The 22982-nt window shown below is 69.2% G+C and carries 23 protein-coding genes; 9 read left to right on the top strand and 14 right to left on the bottom strand.

All coding sequences use genetic code 11. The features are described 5' to 3' along the window. Nucleotides 1-6: 6 nt before the first annotated feature. Both CLV49_RS14200 and CLV49_RS14195 read right to left on the bottom strand, forming a co-directional pair. Entirely contained in the window at nt 7-801 is a 795-nt protein-coding gene (locus CLV49_RS14200; protein ID WP_106564122.1) for a siderophore-interacting protein, read from the bottom strand. 72 nt (nt 802-873) lie between these two features. Next, nucleotides 874-1818, bottom strand: coding sequence for a helix-turn-helix transcriptional regulator (locus CLV49_RS14195; protein WP_158261987.1), 945 nt, complete (start codon nt 1816-1818; stop codon nt 874-876). Between the two features lie 91 nt (nt 1819-1909). Between CLV49_RS14195 and CLV49_RS18370 the strand changes: the two genes are divergently transcribed. Beyond that, nucleotides 1910-2236, top strand: a complete 327-nt coding sequence (locus CLV49_RS18370; protein ID WP_158261986.1) for a DUF7882 family protein — start codon at nt 1910-1912, stop codon at nt 2234-2236. A gap of 11 nt (nt 2237-2247) precedes the next feature. Here CLV49_RS18370 and CLV49_RS14190 read toward each other — a convergent pair whose 3' ends face one another. Further along, nucleotides 2248-3450: an ROK family protein gene (locus tag CLV49_RS14190; RefSeq protein ID WP_106564120.1), complete on the bottom strand. Its 1203-nt coding sequence runs from the start codon at nt 3448-3450 to the stop codon at nt 2248-2250. Between the two features lie 185 nt (nt 3451-3635). Here CLV49_RS14190 and CLV49_RS14185 point away from each other — a divergent pair, with 185 nt between their 5' ends. From CLV49_RS14185 to CLV49_RS14165, 5 genes are all read left to right on the top strand, one after another. Then, nucleotides 3636-4931, top strand: a complete 1296-nt coding sequence (locus CLV49_RS14185) for an ABC transporter substrate-binding protein (protein ID WP_106564119.1) — start codon at nt 3636-3638, stop codon at nt 4929-4931. Beyond that, nucleotides 4931-5848: a carbohydrate ABC transporter permease gene (locus tag CLV49_RS14180; protein WP_106564118.1), complete on the top strand. Its 918-nt coding sequence runs from the start codon at nt 4931-4933 to the stop codon at nt 5846-5848. Before CLV49_RS14185 ends, CLV49_RS14180 begins: the two co-directional genes overlap by 1 nt. Further along, nucleotides 5848-6783: a carbohydrate ABC transporter permease gene (locus CLV49_RS14175; RefSeq protein WP_106564117.1), complete on the top strand. Its 936-nt coding sequence runs from the start codon at nt 5848-5850 to the stop codon at nt 6781-6783. The genes CLV49_RS14180 and CLV49_RS14175 overlap by 1 nt, the downstream gene beginning before the upstream one ends. A gap of 133 nt (nt 6784-6916) precedes the next feature. After that, nucleotides 6917-8596 (top strand): glycoside hydrolase family 13 protein, encoded by a 1680-nt coding sequence (locus CLV49_RS14170; protein WP_106564116.1) that lies wholly within the window; start codon nt 6917-6919, stop codon nt 8594-8596. Between the two features lie 130 nt (nt 8597-8726). Then, nucleotides 8727-9590 carry an Fpg/Nei family DNA glycosylase gene (locus CLV49_RS14165; protein ID WP_106564115.1) on the top strand — a complete coding sequence of 288 codons (864 nt, stop codon included), beginning with the start codon at nt 8727-8729 and terminating at the stop codon, nt 9588-9590. 34 nt (nt 9591-9624) lie between these two features. Here CLV49_RS14165 and CLV49_RS14160 read toward each other — a convergent pair whose 3' ends face one another. Further along, complete coding sequence (locus CLV49_RS14160) at nt 9625-10203, bottom strand: uracil-DNA glycosylase family protein (protein WP_106564114.1); 579 nt, start codon at nt 10201-10203, stop codon at nt 9625-9627. Between the two features lie 113 nt (nt 10204-10316). Here CLV49_RS14160 and CLV49_RS14155 point away from each other — a divergent pair, with 113 nt between their 5' ends. Further along, entirely contained in the window at nt 10317-11477 is a 1161-nt protein-coding gene (locus tag CLV49_RS14155) for an MFS transporter (RefSeq protein WP_243696550.1), read from the top strand. Between the two features lie 29 nt (nt 11478-11506). Here CLV49_RS14155 and CLV49_RS14150 read toward each other — a convergent pair whose 3' ends face one another. The 6 genes from CLV49_RS14150 to CLV49_RS14125 all read right to left on the bottom strand — a co-directional run bounded on the left by CLV49_RS14150 (nt 11507) and on the right by CLV49_RS14125 (nt 17849). Continuing rightward, nucleotides 11507-12514: a class I mannose-6-phosphate isomerase gene (locus CLV49_RS14150; RefSeq protein WP_106564113.1), complete on the bottom strand. Its 1008-nt coding sequence runs from the start codon at nt 12512-12514 to the stop codon at nt 11507-11509. Further along, nucleotides 12511-13755: an ADP-dependent glucokinase/phosphofructokinase gene (locus CLV49_RS14145; protein ID WP_106564112.1), complete on the bottom strand. Its 1245-nt coding sequence runs from the start codon at nt 13753-13755 to the stop codon at nt 12511-12513. The genes CLV49_RS14150 and CLV49_RS14145 overlap by 4 nt, the downstream gene beginning before the upstream one ends. Before the next feature lie 29 nt (nt 13756-13784). Continuing rightward, nucleotides 13785-14645 (bottom strand): ketose-bisphosphate aldolase, encoded by an 861-nt coding sequence (locus CLV49_RS14140; RefSeq protein ID WP_106564111.1) that lies wholly within the window; start codon nt 14643-14645, stop codon nt 13785-13787. A gap of 47 nt (nt 14646-14692) precedes the next feature. Then, the gene (locus CLV49_RS14135) at nt 14693-15607 is read right to left on the bottom strand and encodes a carbohydrate ABC transporter permease (protein WP_243696551.1); all 915 of its coding nucleotides are present in this window, start codon (nt 15605-15607) and stop codon (nt 14693-14695) included. Between the two features lie 3 nt (nt 15608-15610). Then, a complete protein-coding gene (locus tag CLV49_RS14130) occupies nt 15611-16522 on the bottom strand; it encodes a carbohydrate ABC transporter permease (protein WP_243696552.1) in 912 nt (303 codons plus the stop codon). Between the two features lie 82 nt (nt 16523-16604). Continuing rightward, on the bottom strand, nt 16605-17849 hold the full coding sequence (locus CLV49_RS14125) for an ABC transporter substrate-binding protein (protein ID WP_243696553.1): 1245 nt from the start codon (nt 17847-17849) through the stop codon (nt 16605-16607). Nucleotides 17850-18134: 285 nt separating this feature from the next. On the opposite strand from CLV49_RS14125, the gene CLV49_RS14120 reads away from it, so the two are divergent. Beyond that, nucleotides 18135-18956 (top strand): DeoR/GlpR family DNA-binding transcription regulator, encoded by an 822-nt coding sequence (locus CLV49_RS14120; RefSeq protein WP_106564109.1) that lies wholly within the window; start codon nt 18135-18137, stop codon nt 18954-18956. 47 nt (nt 18957-19003) lie between these two features. After that, nucleotides 19004-19531, top strand: a complete 528-nt coding sequence (locus tag CLV49_RS14115) for a hypothetical protein (RefSeq protein WP_127054264.1) — start codon at nt 19004-19006, stop codon at nt 19529-19531. 4 nt (nt 19532-19535) lie between these two features. On the opposite strand, the gene CLV49_RS14110 is transcribed toward CLV49_RS14115, so the two are convergent. From CLV49_RS14110 to CLV49_RS14095, 4 genes are read right to left on the bottom strand one after another with little or no spacing between them, the layout of a single operon-like run. Beyond that, complete coding sequence (locus CLV49_RS14110; RefSeq protein ID WP_106564107.1) at nt 19536-20318, bottom strand: ABC transporter ATP-binding protein; 783 nt, start codon at nt 20316-20318, stop codon at nt 19536-19538. Then, nucleotides 20315-21148, bottom strand: a complete 834-nt coding sequence (locus tag CLV49_RS14105; RefSeq protein ID WP_106564106.1) for an ABC transporter ATP-binding protein — start codon at nt 21146-21148, stop codon at nt 20315-20317. Before CLV49_RS14105 ends, CLV49_RS14110 begins: the two co-directional genes overlap by 4 nt. Then, the gene (locus tag CLV49_RS14100) at nt 21145-22014 is read right to left on the bottom strand and encodes an ABC transporter permease (protein ID WP_106564105.1); all 870 of its coding nucleotides are present in this window, start codon (nt 22012-22014) and stop codon (nt 21145-21147) included. Before CLV49_RS14100 ends, CLV49_RS14105 begins: the two co-directional genes overlap by 4 nt. After that, the gene (locus CLV49_RS14095) at nt 22011-22976 is read right to left on the bottom strand and encodes an ABC transporter permease (RefSeq protein WP_342352644.1); all 966 of its coding nucleotides are present in this window, start codon (nt 22974-22976) and stop codon (nt 22011-22013) included. Before CLV49_RS14095 ends, CLV49_RS14100 begins: the two co-directional genes overlap by 4 nt. Nucleotides 22977-22982 lie beyond the last annotated feature (6 nt).

Raw genomic sequence — 22982 nt, 5'->3', positions numbered from 1 at the left:
CAGGGCTCACGCGGAACGGCCGCGCTTCCAATAACCGCAGAACGTGACGTTCCCCTTGGGGATCCCGCGTTCGGCCACGAGGTGGCGCCGAGCCCCGGTGGCCACGGCCGACTCCCCCACAGCGAACGCGTACACGGAGCCGTCCGGGAAGTCGAGCCCGCGCAGAGCGGGAAGCGCCGCGGTTCCCGGCGCCTCATCGGGCGACCGCTCGAGCCAGTGCACCGTGATCCCCGCTGGAGCGTCGACGTCCTGCCGGTCGCGCGCGTCGAAGAGCTCGATGATCGCATGGCCCGTCGCGTCGCGCGGGAGATCGCGGAGGATGGCGGCGACCGCCGGCAGACCGGTCTCATCGGCGACGAGCAGGGTCCAGTCGCTCGGCACGGGCTGGAATCCACAGCCCTGGTCGATGAGTGCGACCTCCGCCCCGGGCTGCGCGGCCCCCGCCCACGGACCGGCGACGCCCTCCGTCCCGTGCACGACGAAGTCGATGTCGAGCTCGGCCGGGTCCGTCCGGAATGCCCGGACGGTGTAGTTGCGGATGACCGGACGCGTCCCCTTCGGCAGCGTGAGGAAACGCACATAGCCGGCGATCCCGAAGCGGTCAGGCAGGTTGTCGAGCCGGGCACCGTCGCCCACCGGAACCGCGAGTCGGAACCACTGGTCGAATCCCCGAGGCTCGAAGCGTTCGAGCTCGTCTCCTCCGAGAGTGACCCGCACCATGTGCGGGGTCACCCGCTCGGTGCGCACGACGCTCGCGTGGACGAGTCCAGACGAGGCATGGGTGACGGCGATGTTGCTCACGGCGCTCCGGTCGGTCGGATCGGTTAGGTGAGGCTAACCTATCCAACGGGTGGCGTGTCGGGCAACCGCGGCTCACGCGCGGATCGTCGCGCTCGGGTACTCCCCGAAGCGGTCGCGGTACGCCTGCGCGAAACGCGAGAGGTGCGCGAAACCCCACGTCCTCGCCACGTCCCCGACCGAGACGACCGCGGGATCCGACGCGATGAGGTCGATGCGCGCGGCGTCCAGACGGCGGTCCCGCAGATACGCGAGGGGGGTCATCCCGAGGTGACGACGGAACGCGTACTGCACCCCACGCGCGGACAACCGCGCCGCATCGGCGATGTCGGGGAGCGAGACGTGTTCGCGGATGTGGTCGTCGATGTACGCGGTCGCGCGCGCGACGGCCTGCGGGGTCGAGGCGCCCTCGTCCGTCTCGTGGAGGTCGCCGAGGGGGAAGGCGCCGAGGATTGCGCGTACCGTCCGATCGAAGAGCTGATCGCGGACCAGGTCGGAGGAGAACGCCGCAGCGTCGGACGTGATCGCCATCACACGGTCAGACGCCGACCGCCAGGCGGCGCCGAGCGCCCGCGAACGCGGTCCCGTGAGGCTCGCACGCGCGCCGATCGACGAGAGTCCGTCGACCCCGTAGCGGAGAGCGGCGTCGCCGAACGCCGCCCTGTCGAGGGAGACGAGTTCGAGGCACGCGCCTTCCATGCGCATCTCGGACTCGCCGGGCGGGCGGAGGTACGGCTGCGTCGTGTCCACCTCGTGCCGCCCGTAGCGCAGCCCGAACCGTCCGTTGCGGACGCGTCCGACAGCGACGATCTCGGGGACACTGCCCGTGGCTCGCGCCGAGCCGGTGAGAGACAGCGCGTGGACGGAGAGTCGCGCGTCGCCGACCACGAGGTACCGGAAGCCGAAAGGACGACCATCGTCGGACGAATCGAGCGAGATGCCGCCGAACACCGAGCGCATGGCGACGGCGGCGACGTCACGATCCGTCGTGACCGCGTCTCGTCGATGAACCGTCGGCATGATCCGATTGTAGGCAGGAGTCGGCCCCGCAACGGGGCACGTCGCTTTGCGTAATTCGGATAGGATCCTGCGAGACAATGGAAAGGCCGGGATGGGCTCCTTCATCAGCGCGGACTGGGCGCTGCGCATGGACGATCGCGTGCTGACCCATCTCGAGTACGTCGTCATCCAGCAGTTCCGCCGCGGCGAGGGGTTCGTCCTCACCTGGGTGGACGGCGGCGCGAACGGTGGGATCGAGCGGTCGCTCTGGCTGAGCCCCAGCACCGCCGTCGGGTTCGAATTCGAGTCGCCCGACCCCGTCCCGCTCGAACTCGCGTGGATCGCGGCCCTGTCGGCGGCCGCCGGAAGTGTCGAGGGCCTCCGCATCGTGGACGCCGACGGACGCGATGTGCCCGTCGCGACCGAGCCTCTGCACTGAGCCCTCGGCCCTCAGCGCGCGGACAGCTCGATCCGCAGGGCATTGCGCCGCACGCGGTCGATCGCGGAAGCCACAGCGCCCTGCGCGACGATGTCCCCACCCAGCGTGGAGGCGACGAGCTCCGGTGGCTCGGCGTTCATGTAGGAGGGCAGGAGAGCGGTCGTGAGGTCGAGCAGACGGCCCATCGACGAGACGAGCGCTCCCGCGAACACGATGCGCTCGACGTCGAGCACCCCCGCGAGCACCGCGCTCATGCGGGCGATGCGGTCGGCCATGCGCTCGAGCAGGTGGACCGCCACGACGTCTCCATCCTCGGCGGCGTCGAAGACGGCTTGGGCATCAACCTGGTCGACGGGCAACGATGCGAGCGGGCTGCCCTCGGGCAGCCCGCCGCTCTCGCGGTGCTCCCGACCCCAGTCGCGCAGCAGCGCGACGATGCCGCGGGCGGAGCCCACTCCGTCGACGAGGCCCAGGAGATGCAGCTCTCCCGCCTGGCCACGGCCGCGCACGAGCCGCCCGTCCACGACGTAGCCGGCACCCAGCCGCTCCCCCGTGACGATCGTGATGTACGAGTCGATGCCGAGACCCGCGCCGATCGACCCCTCGGCGAGGGTCGCGAGGTTCGCATCGTTGTCGACGAGGACGGCGCACCCGCGATCCCGGACACGCTCGACGACGCGCGGGTTCATGCGCTGCCAGAAGTAGTCGTGATCCGGCGCGAGTCCCCGGACATCGACGGGCGTCGGGACTCCGATCGCGACGCACAGGGGTCTCTTGTGCCCTCCGACGGCGAGCGCGTCGTCGATCGCCGCGTCGATCGCGGCGATCCGGTCGTCCGCATCCGCCGCCGGATCCACGGGGCGATGGGATCTCGAGAGCTCGCGTCCCCGCAGATCGGTGACGACGGCCGTGATCGAGTGGGCGCCGGCGTCGACGCCGACGACGACCCCGGCATCGACGTGCAACTCGTACCGGCGCGCAGGGCGGCCCTTGCGGTATTCGGCTCCCGCCTGGCGAGAATCGTCGAGCTCGGTCAGCCAGCCGAGCTCGATGAGCTCGTCGCACAGCGCGATCGCCGTGGATCGGGAGAGCCCCGTGGCCTCGATGACGTCGGTCGCCGTGAAGGCCTGAGTGGCCCAGGCGTGGTCGAGGACGGCGGCGACGTTGGCCGTTCGCGGCGCCCCCGTCGGCGCCGAGCTCGTCGTCCTGTCCATGACGGACAAGACTAGCGGCCGCCCGCCGCCGTGGACTCCCCCGGGCGGCACGACCGGAGGCGGGGAAACCGCGACCCCCTTGACCCGGGGGCGCTCCTTTGGCAGAGTGGCCCGAACGAGTTTATTCGCTCGCAATATTTATTACGGGGAACCGCCTGAGGGGCCTCCCCGGCGGAAGGACAACGATGTCTAGACGATTGAGGCGCGCCCTGCGCGCGACAGCCGGAGCTCTCGGCGTGATCCTGGTCGGGGCGGTGTTGACCGGCTGCTCCGCGGACGGTCGCGAGACCGTCCACTTCACGTTCAACAAGCGTGAGGCGATCACGTTCATGGAGCAGACGGTCGCCGACTACAACGCGTCGCAGGACGAGTACAACGTGGTGATGGACACGTCGGGGGTCGACCCGATCTCCGCGAGCTTCGTGCGAGGCAATCCGCCGGACCTCATGCTCGCCAACTACAACCACGAGGTCTCCCGCTTCGTGCAGCGCTGCGTGCTCGAGGACCTCTCCGAGACGGATGCCGCGTCGACAATCCGCGACGAGTTCCAGCCGCTCCTCGACCAGTTCGGCACGTGCCCCGGTCGCACCACGGCCCTCCCGTACTCGGTGATGGCCGCGTCCGTCATCTACAACAAGACGATCTTCGAGGAGAACGACCTCGAGGTCCCCACGACGTGGAGTGAACTCCTCGAGGTGGGAGACACCCTCAAGGCCGCCGACATCGCCCCGTTCTACGGCACGTTCGCCGACGCGTGGACGGTCAACCAGGGCTGGTTCGACTACGCCATCGGCAGCTCGATGGACGTCCAGTCGTTCTACGACCAGATGGCGGAGCAGGGCACCGAGGTGGGCCCCGACTCCCCGGTGAGCTTCGAGAAGGACTTCCTCGAGCCTGTCGAGAAGATGCAGCTGCTCGCGAGCGAGTACACGCAGCCGAACGCCGGAAGCCGCGCCTACGACGTGGGCAACGTCGCCTTCGCCAACGGTGAGGCAGCGATGTACATGCAGGGACCGTGGGCTCTCAGCCAGATCGAGCTGACCAACCCCGACGCCGAACTCGGCACGTTCCCGCTCCCGATGACCGAGGACCCGGACGACCTCAAGGTCCGCGTCAACATGGACCTCGTCACGATGATCCCGGAGGACGCCAGCAACAAGGAGGGCGCCTTCGACTTCATGGACTACCTCTTCCAGCCCGACATCATCCAGGCGTACAACGAGTCCCAGCTCGGTTTCGTGCCGACGAAGGACGGCAAGGCTCCGAGCGACCCCCGCGTCGAGGGGATGATCCCCTACTACGACGCCGGCGCGTTCTACCAGGGTCCCGGCATCCTGAACCCGCGGGCCATCCCCACGGAGAACTACGCGCAGTCGCTCGTCCTCGGCACGAACGCCGAGAACCTGCTGCGCACCATGGACGCCGACTGGGCGCGCATCGCGTTCCGCCAGCCGGCCGTCTCGAGCGAGGAGGGGAACTGATGAGCGCGACACAGAACATCGTCACCGGCGGAGCCCCCGCCGCCCGCAAGAGCCGCAGCATGAAGCGCGTCGAGCCGATCTACTACCTCTTCCTCTTCCCCGCGGTGATCCTGTTCACGCTGGCGATCACGGTTCCCGGGATCATCGGGATCTTCTTCAGCTTCACCGACTCCATCGGGATCGGCGTGTGGGAGTTCACCGGCTTCACGAACTACATCGCGGCGTTCAGCGATCCGGCGATCCTCACGAGCTTCCTCTTCACGTTCGGCTTCGCCCTCGTGACGGTGATCCTCGTGAACGTCCTGGCGTTCCTCCTCGCGGTGGGACTCACGGCGAAGATCCGCTTCAAGATGGGCCTGCGGGCGATCTTCGTGATCCCCATGGTCGTCTCGGGCATCATCATCGCCTACGTCTTCCAGTTCCTGTTCCAGAACTCGCTGCCCGCCGCGGGCGGGGCGCTCGGCATCCCGTTCCTCGAGACGAGCATCCTCGCGAACCCCGACCTCGCCTGGCTCGGCATCGTGATCGTCACCGCCTGGCAGTCGATCCCGGGAACACTCCTCATCTACATCGCCGGGCTCCTCTCGATCCCCGGTGACGTCTACGAGGCGGCATCGATCGACGGGGCGAACAAGAGGCAGCAGCTGGCGCGCATCACGCTCCCGCTCGTCGCCGGCTACGTGGTCATCAACGTGATCCTGGGGTTCAAGAACTACCTGAACGCCTACGACATCATCGTCGGCCTCACCGGCGGCGGCCCCGGCACCTCCACTCGAAGCATCTCGATGACCATCATCCGCGGCTTCCAGACGGGCGACTACGCCTACCAGATGGCGACGGCGACGCTGTTCTTCATCATCACGATCATCATCGCCGTCCTGCAGCTCTCGGTGACGCGCGGAAGGAACAACATCTGATGTCCACGATCCCTCTCGACCCGAAGACCACCGCCAAGCAGTCGACGTCCGGTGCGGACACCGGATCCACCCGCTCCATCACGACGGGCGGATCCTCCCGCCCGATCAAGGGACGGAAGTCGGGCAGCTGGTCGACCACGGTCATCCTGCTGCTGTGCGCCGTCACCGTGATCCTGCCGCTCTACGTGACCATCTCGATGGCGTTCAAGACGAGTGGACAGGCCGTCGACGGCAACGCGTTCTCACTGCCGGCCCCGTTCAGCATCGACGGCTTCGTGCAGGCGTGGGAGCTCACGAAGTTCCCCGTCGGCTTCGCGATGTCGTTCATCGTGACCGCCGGAACGGTGCTGGCCACGATCGTCCTCGCGTCGTTCGCGTCCTACGCGATCGTGCGGAACTGGGACCGACGGCTCTTCCGCTACTCGTTCTTCTACCTGCTCGGCGCGATGTTCATCCCGTTCCCCGTCGTGGCGCTGCCGCAGATCCAGCTGACCGGCCGCTTCGGGCTCGACAACCCGCTCGGCGTGATCATCCTGGCCACGATGTTCCAGCTCAGCTTCAGCGTGCTCCTCTTCACGGCCTTCCTGCGCTCCATCCCCATGGAGCTCGAGGAGAGCGCGCGCATCGACGGCGCGAGCACGTGGCAGACGTTCTGGAAGCTCATCTTCCCGCTCCTCGCCCCGATGAGCGCCACGGTCGGAATCTTCGCGTTCCTCTACGCGTGGAACGACTTCATGATGCCGTCGCTGATCATCTCCGACGCCGACATGCAGACGCTCCCCGTGAGACAGAACCTGTTCCAGACGCAGTTCTCGAGCGACTACAACGTCGCCTTCGCCTCGTACCTGATGGCGATGGCGCCGGCCATCATCGCCTACCTGTTCGCGCAGCGCTGGGTGATGGAGGGTGTCACGCAGGGCGCCCTCAAGGGCTGAGCCGCACCACCACCGCGATTCGACGGCCGCCGCGGCTCCCGCGGCGGCCGTCACCATGACCCCTGGCACCTCCCCACGACACCGTCGACCACCCGCCCCACACCTCCCGCACCACAGAAAGGGTTCCTCCTCCATGACCGACGCACTCCTCACGGAGACCCGCAGCACCACCGACGCCGCATGGTGGCGCCAGGCCGCGGTCTACCAGATCTACCCGCGCAGCTTCGCGGACGCGAACGGCGACGGGATCGGCGACGTGCCCGGCATCGTCTCCCGCGTCGACTACCTCGCCGATCTCGGGATCGACGCCGTGTGGCTCAGCCCGTTCTACCCGTCCGCCCTCGCCGACGGCGGCTACGACGTCGCCGACTACCGGAACGTCGACCCGCGCCTCGGCACACTCGAGGATTTCGACCGCATGGTCGAGGCCCTCCACGGCCGCGGCATCCGCGTGGTCGTCGACATCGTGCCGAACCACACGTCGAACCTTCACGCGTGGTTCCAGGAGGCGCTGGCCGCCGGGCGCGGTTCGGCCGCGCGCGAGCGGTACATCTTCCGCGAGGGCACGGGCGAGAACGGCGAGCAGCCGCCGACCGACTGGGAGTCGGTGTTCGGCGGGCCCGCATGGGAGCGCGTGGCGGACGGTCAGTGGTACTTCCACAACTTCGCCACGGAGCAGCCCGACCTCAACTGGGACCACCCGGAGGTGCGCGAGGACTTCCTCACGACCCTCCGGTTCTGGTCGGACCGGGGCGTCGACGGCTTCCGCATCGACGTCGCGCACATGCTCACGAAGGACCTCACCGAGCCCCTACCGAGCCGCGCCGAGCTCGACCTGATCCCCCAGGACGGCAAGCACCCGATCCTCGACCGCGACGACGTGCACGAGGTCTACGCCGAGTGGCGTCGGGTCTTCAACGAGTACGACCCGCCCCGCACCGCGGTCGCCGAGGCGTGGGTCAGCACACCGGAGCGTCGCGCGAAGTACGCGTCGGCCGAGGGGCTCGGGCAGGCGTTCAACTTCGACCTGCTCGTCGCCGACTTCGACGCGACCCAGTTCCGCACGATCATCGCCGACAACCTCGCGCAGTCGGAGGCCTCCGGGTCGTCGACGACGTGGGTGCTGTCGAACCACGACGTCACCCGGCACGCCACGCGGTACGGACTCCCGGCGCTCGACGGGCGACCCGTCAAGCAGGGCACCGAGTGGGTCGCCGCGGGCGGACCGGCGGAGGGGAACGATCGCGAACAGGGTCTGCGTCGGGCTCGGGCCGCCACCCTCCTGCTTCTCGGGCTTCCGGGCAGCGCCTACCTCTACCAGGGCGAGGAGCTCGGCCTGCAGGAGGTCGCGGAGATCACGCCAGAGCAGAGACAGGACCCCGCATTCTTCCGCGGCGGCGAGTTCGACGGCCTCGGCCGCGACGGGTGCCGCGTGCCCCTGCCGTGGACGGCGTCCGGTTCGTCCTTCGGGTTCGGCACCGGGGACGCTCATCTGCCGCAACCGGCCTGGTTCGCGGACTTCGCCGTGGACGTCGAGGCCGGCGACCCGACATCCACGCTGTCGCTGTACCGCGAGGCCCTGCGCGTGCGGCACGTGCTGCAGTCCGACGAGTCGCTCGAGTGGATCGAGACCGGACGGCCGGACGTGCTGCGCTTCGCCCGTCCCAACGGCTGGCACGTGGTGACGAACTTCGGTACGGAACCGTTCGACCTCGGGGCGGATGCGGCGGGCGTCGTCCTCGGCGCCGTGGAGGGTTCGGCACTGCCGCGCGAGAGCACCGTGTGGATCGCGCCGGCGGGACTCCTCGCCTAGCTGACCCTCTCTCATCGAGTGAACGACCGTGGGGTGGCCGGACCGGCCGCCCCACGGTCGTTTCCACCGTCGACCCGTCGCGGATGTCGGTGGTGTGGCGGATGTCGGTGGTGTGGCGGAAGATGGGGCCATGCCAGAGCTTCCCGAGGTCCACGCGCTCGCGAGGGCGCTCGAGTCGCGTCTCTCCGGCCGTGTCGTCGAACGGTTCCAGGTGTTCGCGTTCGCGGCGCTCAAGACCTTCGATCCGCCGGCCTCCGCACTCGAGGGCGAGACGATCGGCGTCGTCGCACGCCACGGGAAGTTCCTCGACCTCGGCATCGGCGAGCTGCACCTGCTCATCCACCTCGCGCGGGGTGGTTGGATCCGGTGGAGGGACGAGGTGCCGCAGACCCCGACCGGGCGGCCGGGCAAAGGTCCGCTCGCCGCCCGGCTCCGTCTCGTGGGCGGCGGCGGGATCGACATCACGGAGGCCGGCACGACCAAGCGGCTCTCGCTCTCCGTCGTCCCGGATCCGCTCGAGGTCCCGGGCGTCTCGCGTCTCGGGCCCGACCCTCTCGCGGAGGAGTTCACGGAGGAGGTGTTCGCCGACATCCTCGCGCACTCCGGTCGCTCCCAGATCAAGGGCGTCCTGAGGAACCAGTCGGTGATCGCCGGCATCGGCAACGCCTACTCCGACGAGATCCTGCACGTCGCGAAGATGTCGCCGTTCGCGCCGGCGTCGATGTCGCCCGAGCTCGTCTCGCGCCTCTACGAGGCCATGCGGACGACGCTCCAGGAGGCTGTGGAGCGTTCAGACGGCCTCGACGCCACCGAACTCAAACGCGAGAAGCGCGCAGGGATGCGCGTCCACGGCCGCACGGGCGAGGCGTGCCCCGTGTGCGGCGACACCGTGCGCCAGGTGCGCTTCTCGGACTCGACCCTGCAGTACTGCCCCACGTGCCAGACGAAGGGCAAACCGCTCGCCGATCGTGTGCTGTCGAGGCTGTTGAAGTAGTCGCCCCGAGGTTCTTGCTCCCTGGGACGTCCCGTCAATCCAGGGCTCTGCGCACGAACGCGCGCAGGGCGGGAAGCGTCTCGGTGTCGTACCAGGGGTTGCGGCGCTGCCAGCCGAGGGTGAGCGGCGACGGGTGCACGATCGGGAACGACGGGGCGAAGTCGGTCGCGCGTCGGACGGTCTCCGTGAGCGTCGCCGAGCGGGCGCTGCCGAGGTAGTAGCGCTGAGCGTAGGAGCCCACGAGGATCGTGGCGCGTACACCCGTGAGCTGCTCGAGGACCCGCGGATGCCAGAGGGGCGCGACTCCCGGTCGCGGCGGCTTGTCTCCGCTCGCGGCCTTGCCCGGGTAGTAGAAGTCCATCGGCACGATCGCGAAGCGCGACGCATCGTAGAACTCCTCATCGGTCACCCCGAGCCACGACCGCAACCGCACGCCGCTCGCGTCGTTCCACGGGATGCCGCTCTCCTGCGCCCGACGCCCCGGGGCCTGGCTGATGAGGAGCACGCGCGAAGCGGGAGAACCGACGACGAGGGGCGCCCAGCCCTGCTCGGTCGCCCAGTCGTTCGAGGGATGGGCCGCGATCTCGGCGCGGAGGTCGTCGAGCCCGGTCATTCCCCCAGTCTCGCATCGGGGCACCCACCGGGACGGGCGTTGCGGATGTCGCTCTTGTGCGCCTCCGGGTACCGCCGCTACGGTGCGGGAGACGACATCGCCAGAGGAGAATCGTGGAACCGTCCCCGGAACGATCGACGTTCGCACCCGTCGCGGCGTCCTACGCACTCCAGGGGCTCGGCTACGCCGTCGTGGTCACGGCCCTCCCGTCGTTCCAGTCGCGACACGCTCTCGACGCCACGATGGTGGCCGTCATCCTCCTCGGCGTGTGTGTCGCCGCCTCGCTCGGGTCGATCCTCGCGGACCTCGTCGCGGTGCGCGCGGGAAGCCGGAGCGCCGTCCGGGTCGGATTCCTCCTCCAGGTCGCAGGGCTCGCCGTCGCCGCACTGTCGCCGTCCGTCGTCCTGTTCATCGCGGCCATCGCGGTCTACGGCATCGGGCTCGGAGCCATCGACGCCTCGTCGAACATGCAGGGAGTGCTCGTCGAGCGCCGAATCGACCGACCAGCCCTCGGCCGTTTCTTCGCGGCATACACGGTCGGCGCCATCGTCGGTGCCGTCGCGATGTCGCTCGCGCTCGCACTCACCCTCGGCGCGGTCGCGGCTCTCCTCGTCGCCGCGGCCCTGCAGGTGGTCCTCGTGCTCGTCGTGGTCCCCCGGCTCGACGGCACGAGAGCCGCCCGTCCTCCGCGAGACGAACGTTCGGCACCGACGGCGGCACTCCCCCGCGCGCCGATCGTCGCTCTCGGTCTCGTCGTCCTGGCCGCCTTCACCGTCGACGCGGGAGTCAGCACGTGGAGTTCCGTCCACCTCACGGCCCTCGGCGTGGGCGCGGCCGTCGCGCCGCTCGGCTACGCGCTCTACCAGGCCGCGGTGCTCGCCTCCCGTCTCGGGACGGACCCCCTCACCCGGCGGATCGGTCGATCGGGGACGGCCGTGGCCGGCGTCGCCGTCGGTGTCCTCGGGGGCCTCGTCGTGGCGCTCGTCCCGGGTTCCGCCGCGGCCCTCGTGGGGTTCGCCCTGAGCGGCCTCGCCGTCGGTGTGCTCGTGCCGGTCGCCTTCGGAGCGGCCGGAGACGTGCTGCCGGCACGCAGCGACGAGGTCATCGCGCGGGTCAACCTCTTCAATTACGGCGGGGCCCTCCTCGGTGCGGTGGGGATCGGTGCCCTCATCGACGGTGTCGGCGGACTCGCGTTCCTCATTCCCGCGGTCATCCTGCTCGCCGCGGTGGCGGGGGTCCGGGTGATGCGCCGCCAGCCCGTTCCCGTGGCCTGACCGCGACCCGCGCCCGTCTCAGCCGACCGTCACGCGGGAGATCCCGCTGTCGGCGGGCGGCACACGAGCAGCTCGCCGGCGCCTCGGACGGCGAGGGGACCGGCCGCGTGCGGCACGACGAGCGTCCGTCCCCCGGTCACGCCGAGCACACCCCCGGTGACGGCGAGCTCGAGCGCCCCTTCGAGCACGAGGACCACGGCGAAGCCTGCGGCGACCGAGATCGGCGCGCCGTCGTCGGCCACCACCCACTCGAGCCGGAAGTACTCGTCGGCCTCCGCGGCGAGCAGCGGAGTGTCCCCGAGCGCACGGTGCACGAGGGCACCGATCTCCTCGGCGGAACGCGCCCGGCGTTCGACGGCGCTCAGGGCGAGCTCGAAGCCGAGCCCCAGGTGCCCGTCGCTCTCGCCGTCGAGGGCGAATCCCTGCCACTCCACGAGGATCGACAGGTCCTCCGGCTCCTGCAGCTCGGCGAGGAAGACGCCGCCGCCGATCGCGTGGAGCACACCGGGCGGCACGTAGACGACATCGCCCCTCCGCACGTCGATCCGGTGCATCGCGTCGAGGAGGGCCGCGCTGTCCTGTCGCCGCAGGAGATCGTCGAGCTCGCCCGTGGTCAGGTCCCGGCGGAGGCCGAGGTGCACCTCCCCGCCGTCGAGGATCACCCAGGCCTCCGCCTTCCCGTGCGCGCGCCCGAGGTGCTTGTGGGCGAACGTGCCGTGCGGGTGCGCGTGCACCGGGAGGCGCTCCCCCGCGTCGAGGAGCTTCACGAGCAGCATCGGATCCACGCCGAAGCGCGCGACGTGCTCGGCGCCGAGCCAGGCGAACGGGTCGTCGGCTATCGCGTCCCGCAGCAGCCTTCCGTCGGGGAGCGTGGTCAGACCCGTGCGTTCCTCGCCCGCGACCGTCGTGACCGACGCCACCCAGTCCTCGGGCTCGCGTTCACCCGCCGGGTCCTCCCCACGGAGGTCGGTGATGCGTCGACCGCCGCGATAGAAGCGCTCGGGCGGTCGGTTCGACGGCAGGACGACGGGGTTCACATGGTCTCCACGGGTTGGGATCGGGTCTCGGGTGCGGTGACGGAGGGGATCCCCCGCTCATCCGCGAGCACCGCGATGATGCCTCCGATGAAGGTATCGCCCAATCCGATCGTCGTCGGTCGGTCGACCTCGAGGACGAACGCCGCGTGGCAGTGGATGGCTCCGCGGGAGAGGCTCTCGATCTCGGCGGCGAAGCGGGAGCCCGCCTCGGTGCGCGGCAGCGCAGCGGTGGCCGCGTAGTCGTCGGCGGTCTGACCGTCGCCCACGAGGTAGCGCGTGCTCGCCATGACGACTCCACCGAGCACGGCGTCGGCGAAACGCGCGGCGCGCGGACCGGCCGAGAGGGCCCAGTGCTTCGTGTGCACGACGAGGCACGGGGACGGGATGAGATCGAGGAGACCGTCGAGCGCCGCGAGGACATCCGTCGCGTCGAGCAGGTCGACGTCGCGCCCCACGTACGCGAGGAACTCCTCCTCGTTGAGGCTGTACACGGTCACGTCCGGCGCGATCGCGTCGCGGACCACGTGGCTGAACGCGGGTTCGTGGTAGCCGGCGTCCTCGTAGACGACGATCGTGTCGTCGGCCGCCGACCGGATCGCCGAACGGACGCGGTCCACACGCTGCCGCAGCAGCGACGGGTCCTGGATGGTGTTGAAGCCGGACACGAGGAAGACGTCGGCTCCTGCCAGCACCCCGTCGAGTTCGTCGCTGATGAAGAGGTTCCTGTTCGGCTCGTCGTTCGTGTAGATCACACGGTTCGGGAACGGCGCGTCGAGGGGCACGGGGCCGCCGATGACCGCCGGACCCGAGGGGAACTGCACGATGAGGTGCGGATCCGTCGAGTCGGACGTCGCACTGCAGATGTAGTCGACGCCCTCCGGCAGCAGGCGGCGCACGTGGTCGTCGATGCTCACGAGGTGCACGAGGCTGTCGTGACCGAGCGAGCGAAGGGCGATCGCCGCGCGCACGCACGTGCCGCCCAGGGTGACCCGGGTGGCGAAGCGATCGGCGTAGGCCGCGACGATGTCGGGGGATGCGACGAACCGCTCTCCCCCGGCACCGTCGCGGACGAACGCGAGAAGGGTCACGAGCAGGGACCGCTCGTCGACGACGGGGATCGTCCGGTCGAGCTCGTCAGGCGTGATGCCGTACTGCTCGGCCAGGGCCCCGACGACCCGTCCGTCCCAGTCGATCTCGTAGTCGACGGTGCCGCCGAGGCCGAGAACCAAACGGTGCGCCACGTCGCGCCCCTCTCCCTTGAGTGGTCGATCTAGTACACCGACGCTTTGCCGGCGGCGTCGAACAGGTCGATCTTGTGCGCCGCCACGACCTGCATGGCCTCGATGCAGGGGGGCTGGATCGAGTTCGGCTCGCGCAGCGAGGAGTCCGCGAGGACCTCGCGCATCTTCTGATGGTAGGCGGCCTTGATGTCGCTCGAGATGTTGATCTTGTTGACGCCGAGCTTCACCGAGCGGCCGATCTCGTCGTCCGGGTTGTTCGATCCGCCGTGCAGCACGAGCGGGATCGGGACGGCTGCCTTGATCTCCTTGAGGAGGTCGAGGCGCAGCTCCGGCTTCATGCTCGCCGGATAGAGGCCGTGCGAGGTTCCGATGGCGATCGCGAGGCTGTCGACGCCCGTCTGCTCGACGAAGCGAACGGCGTCCTCCGGCACGGTGTAGATGATGTCCGCAGCCCCGTCCTCCGCCTCGTTGTCGGTCTTGCCGATGGTGCCGAGCTCGCCCTCGACGGAGAGGCCGACGGCGTGGGCCGCGTCCACGACGCGCTTCGTGATCGCCACGTTGTCGTCGAAGGGAAGCATCGATGCGTCGATCATCACCGAGGTGAAACCGAACTGGATCGCGGAGAGGATCTGCTCGTACGTTCCACCGTGGTCCCAGTGGATGACGACGGGCACGCTCGAACGGTGCGCTCTGGCACGCATCGCGAGGACCGACTCCGCGCCGATGTGGCTCACCTCGTCCGGGTGGATCGCGACGATGAGCGGCGCGTTCTTCTTCTCGCTGATGTCGATGATGCCGTTGAACATCGCGTAGTCGCTGATGTTGAAGGCGGGGACCGCGAAGTCGTTGTCGTTCGCGACGGACAGCAGTTCTTTGCCGGTGATGAGCACTTTCGGGGTTCTCCTTGTTATTGGGATGGTCGTGGTCTGGGCGCGCGTCAGCTCTTGACCGACCCGGAGGTCAGCCCGCCGATGAAGTAGCGCTGGAAGAAGAGGAAGAGGACGAGGACGGGGATCGACCCGAGGATGCTCATCGCCATCATTTCGTTCCACTCGTACGAGTGCTGGCCCATGAGCAGCTGGATGCCGATGGGCACCGTGCGCATGTCCTGCGTCTTCGTGAGGGTGAGGGCGAAGAGGTACTCGTTCCACGCGATCATGAACGTGTAGACGCCGACGGACACGATGCCGGGCACCGAGATCGGGACGAGGATCCGCCAGAGGGCGGTCATGGAGCCGGCTCCGTCCACGCGCACGGCCTCGTCGAGCTCACGGGGCAGCGTGTTGAAGTACCCGGTCATCATGATGATCGCGTACGGCAGCGTGAACACCATGTAGGTGAGGATGAGCCCCGGGTAGGTGTTGTAGAGCCCGAGCGTCACCATGAGCCCGAAGTACGGGATGAGGAGCGTGATGGGCGGCACGGCCTGCACGCTCACGATGAGGATGTTGAGCGGGCGCTTGAACCGGAACTCGAACCGGCTGAAGGCGTAGGCCGCGAGGATCGCCACCACGAGGGTGAGCGCCGTCACCGCGAGCGAGATGACGTAGCTGTTGATGAAGAAGCGCACCTTCTCCGGGTCGGTGAGGATCGTCACGTACGCGTCGAACGAGAAGTTCTCGGTGACGAGCACGGGAGGCGACGCGAAGATCTCGGTGTTCGACTTGAACGAGCTCGCGAGCATCCAGAGCACGGGGGCTCCGGCGAAGAAGGCGCCCGTGATGAGGGCGGCGAGCACGCCGATCTTGACGAGGAGTCGGCGACGGGCCTTCGCGCGCTTGCGCTCGGTTCCGCCGAAGTCGTTCCGCGGTGCGGTCTCGGGTTCGACCGTCTGGTGCAGCATGGTGGTCATGGGTCAGTCCCTCGCGCGCTGGTGTCGGACGTAGAAGAAGGCGAGCACCATCGACAGCAGCAGGATGAGCACGGCGCTCGTGGAGGCGAGCGAGAACTCGTACCGGCTGAAGGCGAGCTTGTATGTGTAGGTGCTGAGCATCTCGGTGACGTTGATCGGGCCTCCGCCCGTCGTCATCCAGATGAGGGCGAACTGCTGCGACGTCCAGATGAGGTCGAGCAGCGACATGCTGATGATGATCGGCTTGAGCTGCGGGAGCGTGACGCTCACGAATCGCTGCCACGGGCTCGCACCGTCGACGGTCGCGGCCTCGTACAGGTCTCCGGGGATCCCCTGGAGTCCCGCGAGCAGGCTGATCATGAAGAAGGGGTAGCCGGCCCAGATGTTGATGAAGGTGACGGCGCCGAGAGCGAGGTCGGGCGACGAGAGCCATTCGACGTCGGACTGGAGCAGGTAGTTGACGACGCCGTTCGGGTTGAGCAGCATCCGCCAGAGGACCGCGATCACGGCGGCCGTGAAGAGCCACGGCAGGATGTAGATCACGCGGAAGATGCCGCGGGTCGCCCGGCTGATGACGGTGCTGTTGAGCAGCATCGCGAAGGCGAGACCGATCACGAGGTGGGCGACGACGCTCACGATCGTGAAGAAGAGGGTGTTGCCGATGGCGGTGAGGAAGACGCCGTCCGTGAGGATCTCGACGAAGTTGTCGAGCCCGACGAACTCGGGGTTCCTCTTCATGATGACGTTGTCCATGAAGGAGTAGCCGACGACGAGGACGATCGGCACGACCATCAGGACGAACAGGAGGGCCACCGTGGGGGCGATGAAGCCGTAGGGTTCGAGCCGGCCCTGAGAGCTCGAGCGCCGCTTCTTGCGCGGCGGGGCGTCGAGAGGCTCGACGATCGCGTTGATCACGCGGACTCCTCTGGAGAGGCGGTGCCGCCCCTCCCCGTGAGGGGGGCGGGAAGGGGCGGCACCTGGTTGGAAAACGGTCGGATCAGAACTCGGAGAGCCAGGTCTCCTGGGTCGTCTCGAGCATCTCGTCGACCGTCTGATCGCCGTTGAGCATCAACTGCATCTGCTCGTCGAACGTGCGCATGAGCTGCTCGGCGACGGGGAGTCCGGTGAACTCGTTGGCCGGGTAACCGGCCTGGTAGATCTCGAACGCCTCCGCGTAGAGGTCGTCGTCCTTCACGAACTCGGGCACCGACTCCGTGTTGCCGGGGAAGGCGTTCGCGATCGTGGACAGTTCGCTGTTCGTCTCCTCGCTCATGAGGAACTCGACGAGCTTGAGAGCCTCGGCCTTGTGCTCCGACGCGTCGGAGACGCCGATGCCCCACGAGGCGTAAGGGATGCCGCGCTCGCCCTCGTAGCCCTCCTCGGCGGGGATCGCCGAGATGCTGAAGTCGAGGTCCGGGTTGGACTCGCGGATGAGGTTGATGTGCGCGAGCGAGTCGATCATCATTCCGACGCGACCGTTCGTGAACTCCTCGACCTTGTCCTGCTCCTTCATCGTGAAGGAACCGGGAGCGATGCTTCCGTCGTCCCACATGCCCTTGATGTACTCGACGGCCTCGGTGACGTCGCTGTTCGTGACGTCCGGCTGGCCGCCGTCGAGCATGCTGCCGCCGCTCGCCCACACCCACGACATGACGTCGTTCTGGATGCCGTTCGGCGCCTCGAGCGACAGAGGGAGCACCCAGCCGCTCGTGTCGTCACCGAGGTCCGAGATCGCGGCGGCCGCGTCGGCGAACTCGTCGCGCGTCGTCGGCGGAGCGTCGACGCCGGCGTCCGCGAGGATCGAGTCGTTCGTGAACATCGGGTAGACGAAGTTCACGACCGGGATCATGTAGGTGGAGCCGTCGACCTGGATCTGGCTGGCGAGCTGGCTGTCGTCGTAGCCCTCCTCGTCCATGAGGGCGGTGAGGTCGGTGATCGCGCCCTGGTCGGCGAAGTCGCTCACCCATGCTCCGTCGAGACCGACGACGTCGGACATCGTTCCGGCCGCGGCCCCGGCGAAGAGCTGCTCCTTCGTGGACGCGTACGGTCCGCTGAGGAGCTCCACCGTGATGCCGGGGTTCTCCTCCTCGAACTGGTCCATCAGTTCGCGGAAGGCGCCGTCCGGGAGCTCCGGCTCCCACCACTGCGCGAATTCCAGGGTGACGTCGCCACCCGCGTCTCCGCCGTCGCCGCCTGCGCTACACCCGGCGACCGTGAAGACGGTCACAGCTGCGGCCGTCATGCCGACGACCCTGAGGGTACGCCTGCGACCGTGAGCTCCGTTGCTCATGATTCTCCATTCTGGATTCTGTCATCTGCCGCATTGCGCTGTTCTTTGCTGATTTATGCGGCTTTCTGGAGAGTACGCCCGTCGATATCTCCTCGTCAAGAGGGAAATGGAGGCCTTTCGTCCGTCGTCGCCATCGTTACTTCGCTGTTATCCCGGCGAATCCGGGCCACCGTTGCCGAACGGACCCGCCCCGCGAAAAGACGCACGAAACAGCACCTGGTGTGCTAGACAATGCCTATGGACACAATCCCCGCCGAGGGTTCGGGAGATCGCGTCCGGCATCTCCCGGCCGGCCGCCGTTCGGACCTCGCCCACTTCGTCGCCGAGAACGGCCAGGTCACCGTCGCCATCCTGGCCGAGCGCTACGGGGTGTCGATCGACACCATCCGACGCGACCTCGATCAGCTGGACGCCGACGGCGTCCTCGTGCGCACGCACGGAGGCGCGGTCAGCGGCACGTCCCGACCACCGATCGATCGCGGCCTCGACGTGCGTCTGCGCATGCAGCCGGAGGAGAAGGAGGCGATCGCCGAACGAGCAGCCGGGCTCGTCGAGGACGGCTCCGTCATCATCATCAACGCCGGCACGACTGCCCTCGCCGTCGCCCGCAATCTGCGCGACCACCGCGACCTCACGATCGCGACGAACAACCTGCGGCTGCCCGCGGAGATCTCCCCCAAGGTGTTCCGCGACCTCTACGTGTTCGGCGGCTCCGTGCGCTCGATCACGCAGGCCACCACGGGGCCGGTCACACTCGGCGCCTCCCCCAACGGCGGGGAGGTCGACCTTCACTGCGACCTGGCCCTCATCTCCGTCGGCGCCGTCTCGGCGACGAGCGGTTTCTCCACGAGCAACCTCGGCGACGCCGCGATGATGGCCGAGATGATGTCGCGGTCGTCGAAGGTCGCGGTGCTCGCCGACTCGTCGAAGCTCGGTCGACGGCTCTTCGCGCAGGTGTCGGAGCTCGGACGCGCCGACTACTTCGTCACCGACGCCCGCCCACCGGCCGACCTCGAGGACGCTCTCGCCGCCGCCGGCGTGCAGGTGCTCACGCCCTGATCGACGCGTGCATCGCGTCGGCGGATCCCGCTTGGTAGCGTGACGTCATGCGGAAAACGACGCTCGGACCGGCCGTGGTCACAGCCCTTCTCGCCTCGACCGTCCTCCTCATCACGGGCTGCACATCGACCTCCCCGACCGAGCCGACAGTGAGTTCGAGCGCCGCGGAATCCTCGCCGGACCCGTCGACGGAGCCGAGTCCCGAAGCAACCGAGGCGGACGGTCCGGCCGACGCGTTCCGCGCGTGGCTGACCGCCTCCCGCGAGCCCGACACAGAGGCAGCGTGCGCGCTCATGACGGACGCCCTCGTCGACCGGATGATCGCGGAGCTCGCGGCCAGTGGCGTCGCCGTGTCCGACTGCGACGAGATGATCTCGAGCACGGCGGCACTCTACGCGGGCCTCGGGATCGGTGCAGACGTGGACATCACCGTGCAGGAGGAGGCGGCCGACTCGGCGACCCTGTTCGTCGTCTACACCGATGGCGGCGATTGCGGCACCGCGGTGCTCGAACGCGACGCGGGAACCCGCTGGGTCATCAACGAGCTGTCGGAGGAGTGCGCCGACGGCTCCTGACGGGTCACACCGCGGGGAGCCGCGGGACGGACGCGAGGAGTCGGCGGGTGTAGTCGTGCTCCGGCTCCGTGAGCACGCGCCGCGTCTCCCCCTCCTCCACGAGCACGCCGCCCTCGAGCACCGCGATGCGTCGGCAGAGCGCCGAGACGATCGTGAGGTCGTGCGAGACGAGGAGCATGCCGATCCCGCGCTCGCGTGCGAGGCGCTGGAACAGCTCGATGACCTGCATGCGTACGGACGTGTCGAGGGCGCTCACGGGCTCGTCGGCGAGGATCACGCGCGGCTCGGGCGCGAGCGCCCGCGCGATCGCGATGCGCTGCCGCTGACCGCCCGAGAACGCGTCGGGGAACCGCTCGGCCGCATCCTCCGGCAGGTCGACGGCCGCGAGCAGTTCGGCGACGCGCGCCGTCCGCGTGTCCCGATCTCCGGGCAGCCCGAGGGAACGCAGCGGCTCGGCGATCGAGTCGCCCACGCGCATGCGCGGATCGAGCGAGGAGAACGGGTCCTGGTACACGGGCTGCACCGCCCGCCGGAACGCCCGCATCCCGCGGGCGTCGCGACGATCGAGCGGATGGCCGTCGAAGCGGACCGCGCCGGAGGTCGGGGTCTCGAGACCGAGGAACAGGCGCAGCAGGGAGGTCTTCCCGGCGCCCGACTCGCCCACGAGTCCCACCGTCTCGCCGGGGGCGAGGGCGAGCGTCACGTCGTGCAGCACCTCGGCGCCCCGCCCGTAGGAGAAGCGCACGTGCTCGGCGGCGAGCACGGGGGTGTTCCGGTCGGCGCTCATGCTCGATCACCTTCCAGCGGATCGCTCGGGAGCAGATCGTCGAGCGCACGCGAGGCGCCGACGAGCGTGCGCGTGTAGTCCTCCCGGGGCGCGCCGAGGATCTGACGCGTCTCCCCCACTTCGACCACGCGACCGTTCCGCATCACGAGGACCCGGTCGGCGATGCCCGCGACGACCGGCAGGTCGTGGCTGATGAAGACGAGCGACATCCCGCGTTCGCGGACCGCCGACTGCAACAGCTCGAGCACTCCGGCCTGCACCGTGACGTCGAGGGCCGTCGTCGGCTCGTCCGCGATGAGGAGCCGGGGGCGGGCCGCGAGGGCCAGCGCGATCGCCACACGCTGCCGCTGACCTCCCGAGACCTCGTGGATGAGCGAGCGCGCGATCCGCTCCGGCTCGGCGAGCTGCACCTCCGCGAGAGCGTCGAGCACGGCCGCGCGGAGCGTGTCGCCCCGGAGTCCCCTGTGGTGCCGCAGCGGCCACGCGAGCTGGGCGCCGATCCGCATGAGGGGGTCGAGCGAGGCGAGCGGCTCCTGGAACACGGCGCCCACGACGGACCCGCGCACGGCGTCGAGGCGGCGCTGACGGGCGGAGACGGTGTCGACCGTGTCGTCGCCGACGGCGAGACGGATCGAGCCGGTGGCGCGCAGCGGGTGGCCGAGGAGCCCCAGGATCGCGAGCGCCGTGAGCGACTTCCCCGAGCCGGACTCTCCGATGACGCCGAGCCTCTGGCCGTCCGCCAGGTCGAACGAGACGTCGTCGACGAGACGGCGGCCGTCGGGACCGTCGAGGTGCACGCCCAGGTGACTCACGGCGAGGATGTCGCTCATCGGACGCTCCGTCCGCTCGGATCGGCGACGTCGCGCAGCCCGTCGGCGAGCAGGTTGACGCCCACGATCGTCATCACGAGGAGGAGCCCTGGCAGGATCGCGGCCGACGGGGCGACGAGCACGGTGCTCTGCGCCTCCTGCAGCATGCGCCCCCACGACGCGTTGGGCGGCGGCGAACCGAGGCCCACGTACGACAGGGACGCCTCAGCGACGACCGCTCCCCCGAACTGCAGGGCGAGCGGCACGATGAGCGTCGGCCAGACGTTCGGGAGCACGTGCAGACCGATGAGCCGCACCGTGCCCGTTCCGGAGGTGCGCGAGGCCGTGACGAAGTCCTGGGCGAGGACGCGGGTCGCCGTGACGCGCGTGAGTCTCGCGATCACGGCGGAGCCCGCGAGGCCGATCGCGAGGATCGCCGAGTCGAGGGAGGCGCCGCGCCAGGCGACGACGAGCATCGCGAGGAGGAGGGTGGGGAACGCGATCGCGATGTCGAGGAGGCTCGACAGGGCGTCGTCGACCCATCGTCCCGCCATCGCAGCGACGAGACCGACGACGACGCCGATGACCGCCGCGATCGCGACGGAACCGAAGCCCGTGAGGACGGCGAGCCGCGCGCCGATCATGAGCTGCGTGAAGAGGTCGCGCCCGAGGCGGTCGGTACCCGCCCAGTGCTCGGGCGACGGCGGCTGGAGGCGGCCACCCGTCGTGTCGCTCGGGTCGAACGGCAGGGCGACGAGCGACAGGACGGCGATCACGACGATGATCCCGAAGAGTACGCCGCCCGCGACGAGGTTGAGGGACGTCCGTGAGCGCCGCCGGCGACGGGGCGGCCGCTGCTCGGCGGTGGTGGGCACGGTGACGGTCATGCGACGGCCCTCGCTCGGCGGTTGCCCGACACGGACGCGCGCAGCCGCGGGTCGATGATCCGCTGGATGACGTCCGCGACGAATCCGAGCAGCAGCACGAGGGTCGTGGAGAAGAGGAGCACACCCTGCACGCTCGGGAAGTCCTGCTCCTGGATGCCCACGAGCAGCATGTCACCGAGCCCCGGGAGCGCGAACACGCGCTCGACGATCACGGCTCCCACGAAGGTCGTGGAGAGCTGGATGGCGAGGATCGAGATCACGGGCACGACGCCGTTGCGGATGCCGTGCCGCACGAAGGCGCCGGCGAAGCTCTGGCCCGTCGCCCGCGCGGCGCGCATGTACTGCTGGCCGAGGACGTCGAGCGTCGCACTGCGCACATAACGCGCGAGGTCGCTCCCCGAGACGATGGCGATCGTGAGCACGGGGAGAGTGAGGGAGAAGAGCGCTGCTCCCGGATCCTCCCAATCCGTGCGGGGGAAGCCCCCGGCGGGGAAGATCCGGGCGTTGAGCGCGAGGGCCGTGACGAGCAGGATGCCGACCCAGAAGACGGGGATCGCGCCGCCGAGCTGCGAGACGGCGGAGAACGCCGTGCCGTACCAGGTGCGCGACCGCCACGCGGCGATGAAGCCGACCGGCACGGCGATGAGCACGGACAGGACGAAGGCGAGCAGCGTGAGCGGCAGTGTCACGTTGAGCCGCCGGGCGATCTCGTCGGCCACGGGCAGGTTGTTCGTGAACGACTGCCCGAGGTCTCCGCGCGCGAGCTGCAGGAGGTAGTCGAGGAACTGTTCGGGGATCGGACGGTCGACCCCGAGACGCGCCGCCGCAGCCGCGATCTCCTGATCCGTCGCCCCCACGCTGATGAGCGCATAGACGGGATTGCCGAGCAGCCGCAGCACGACGAACAGGATCACCACGGCCAGCGCGAACGCGAGCAGCAGCAATCCTGTCCGTCGGAGCAGGTACCG

The sequence above is a fragment of the Labedella gwakjiensis genome (genome assembly GCF_003014675.1).
Lineage (GTDB): Bacteria > Actinomycetota > Actinomycetes > Actinomycetales > Microbacteriaceae > Labedella > Labedella gwakjiensis.
Note: the sequence above shows the minus strand (reverse complement) of the source record. Positions and strands in the feature narration are given on the sequence as shown.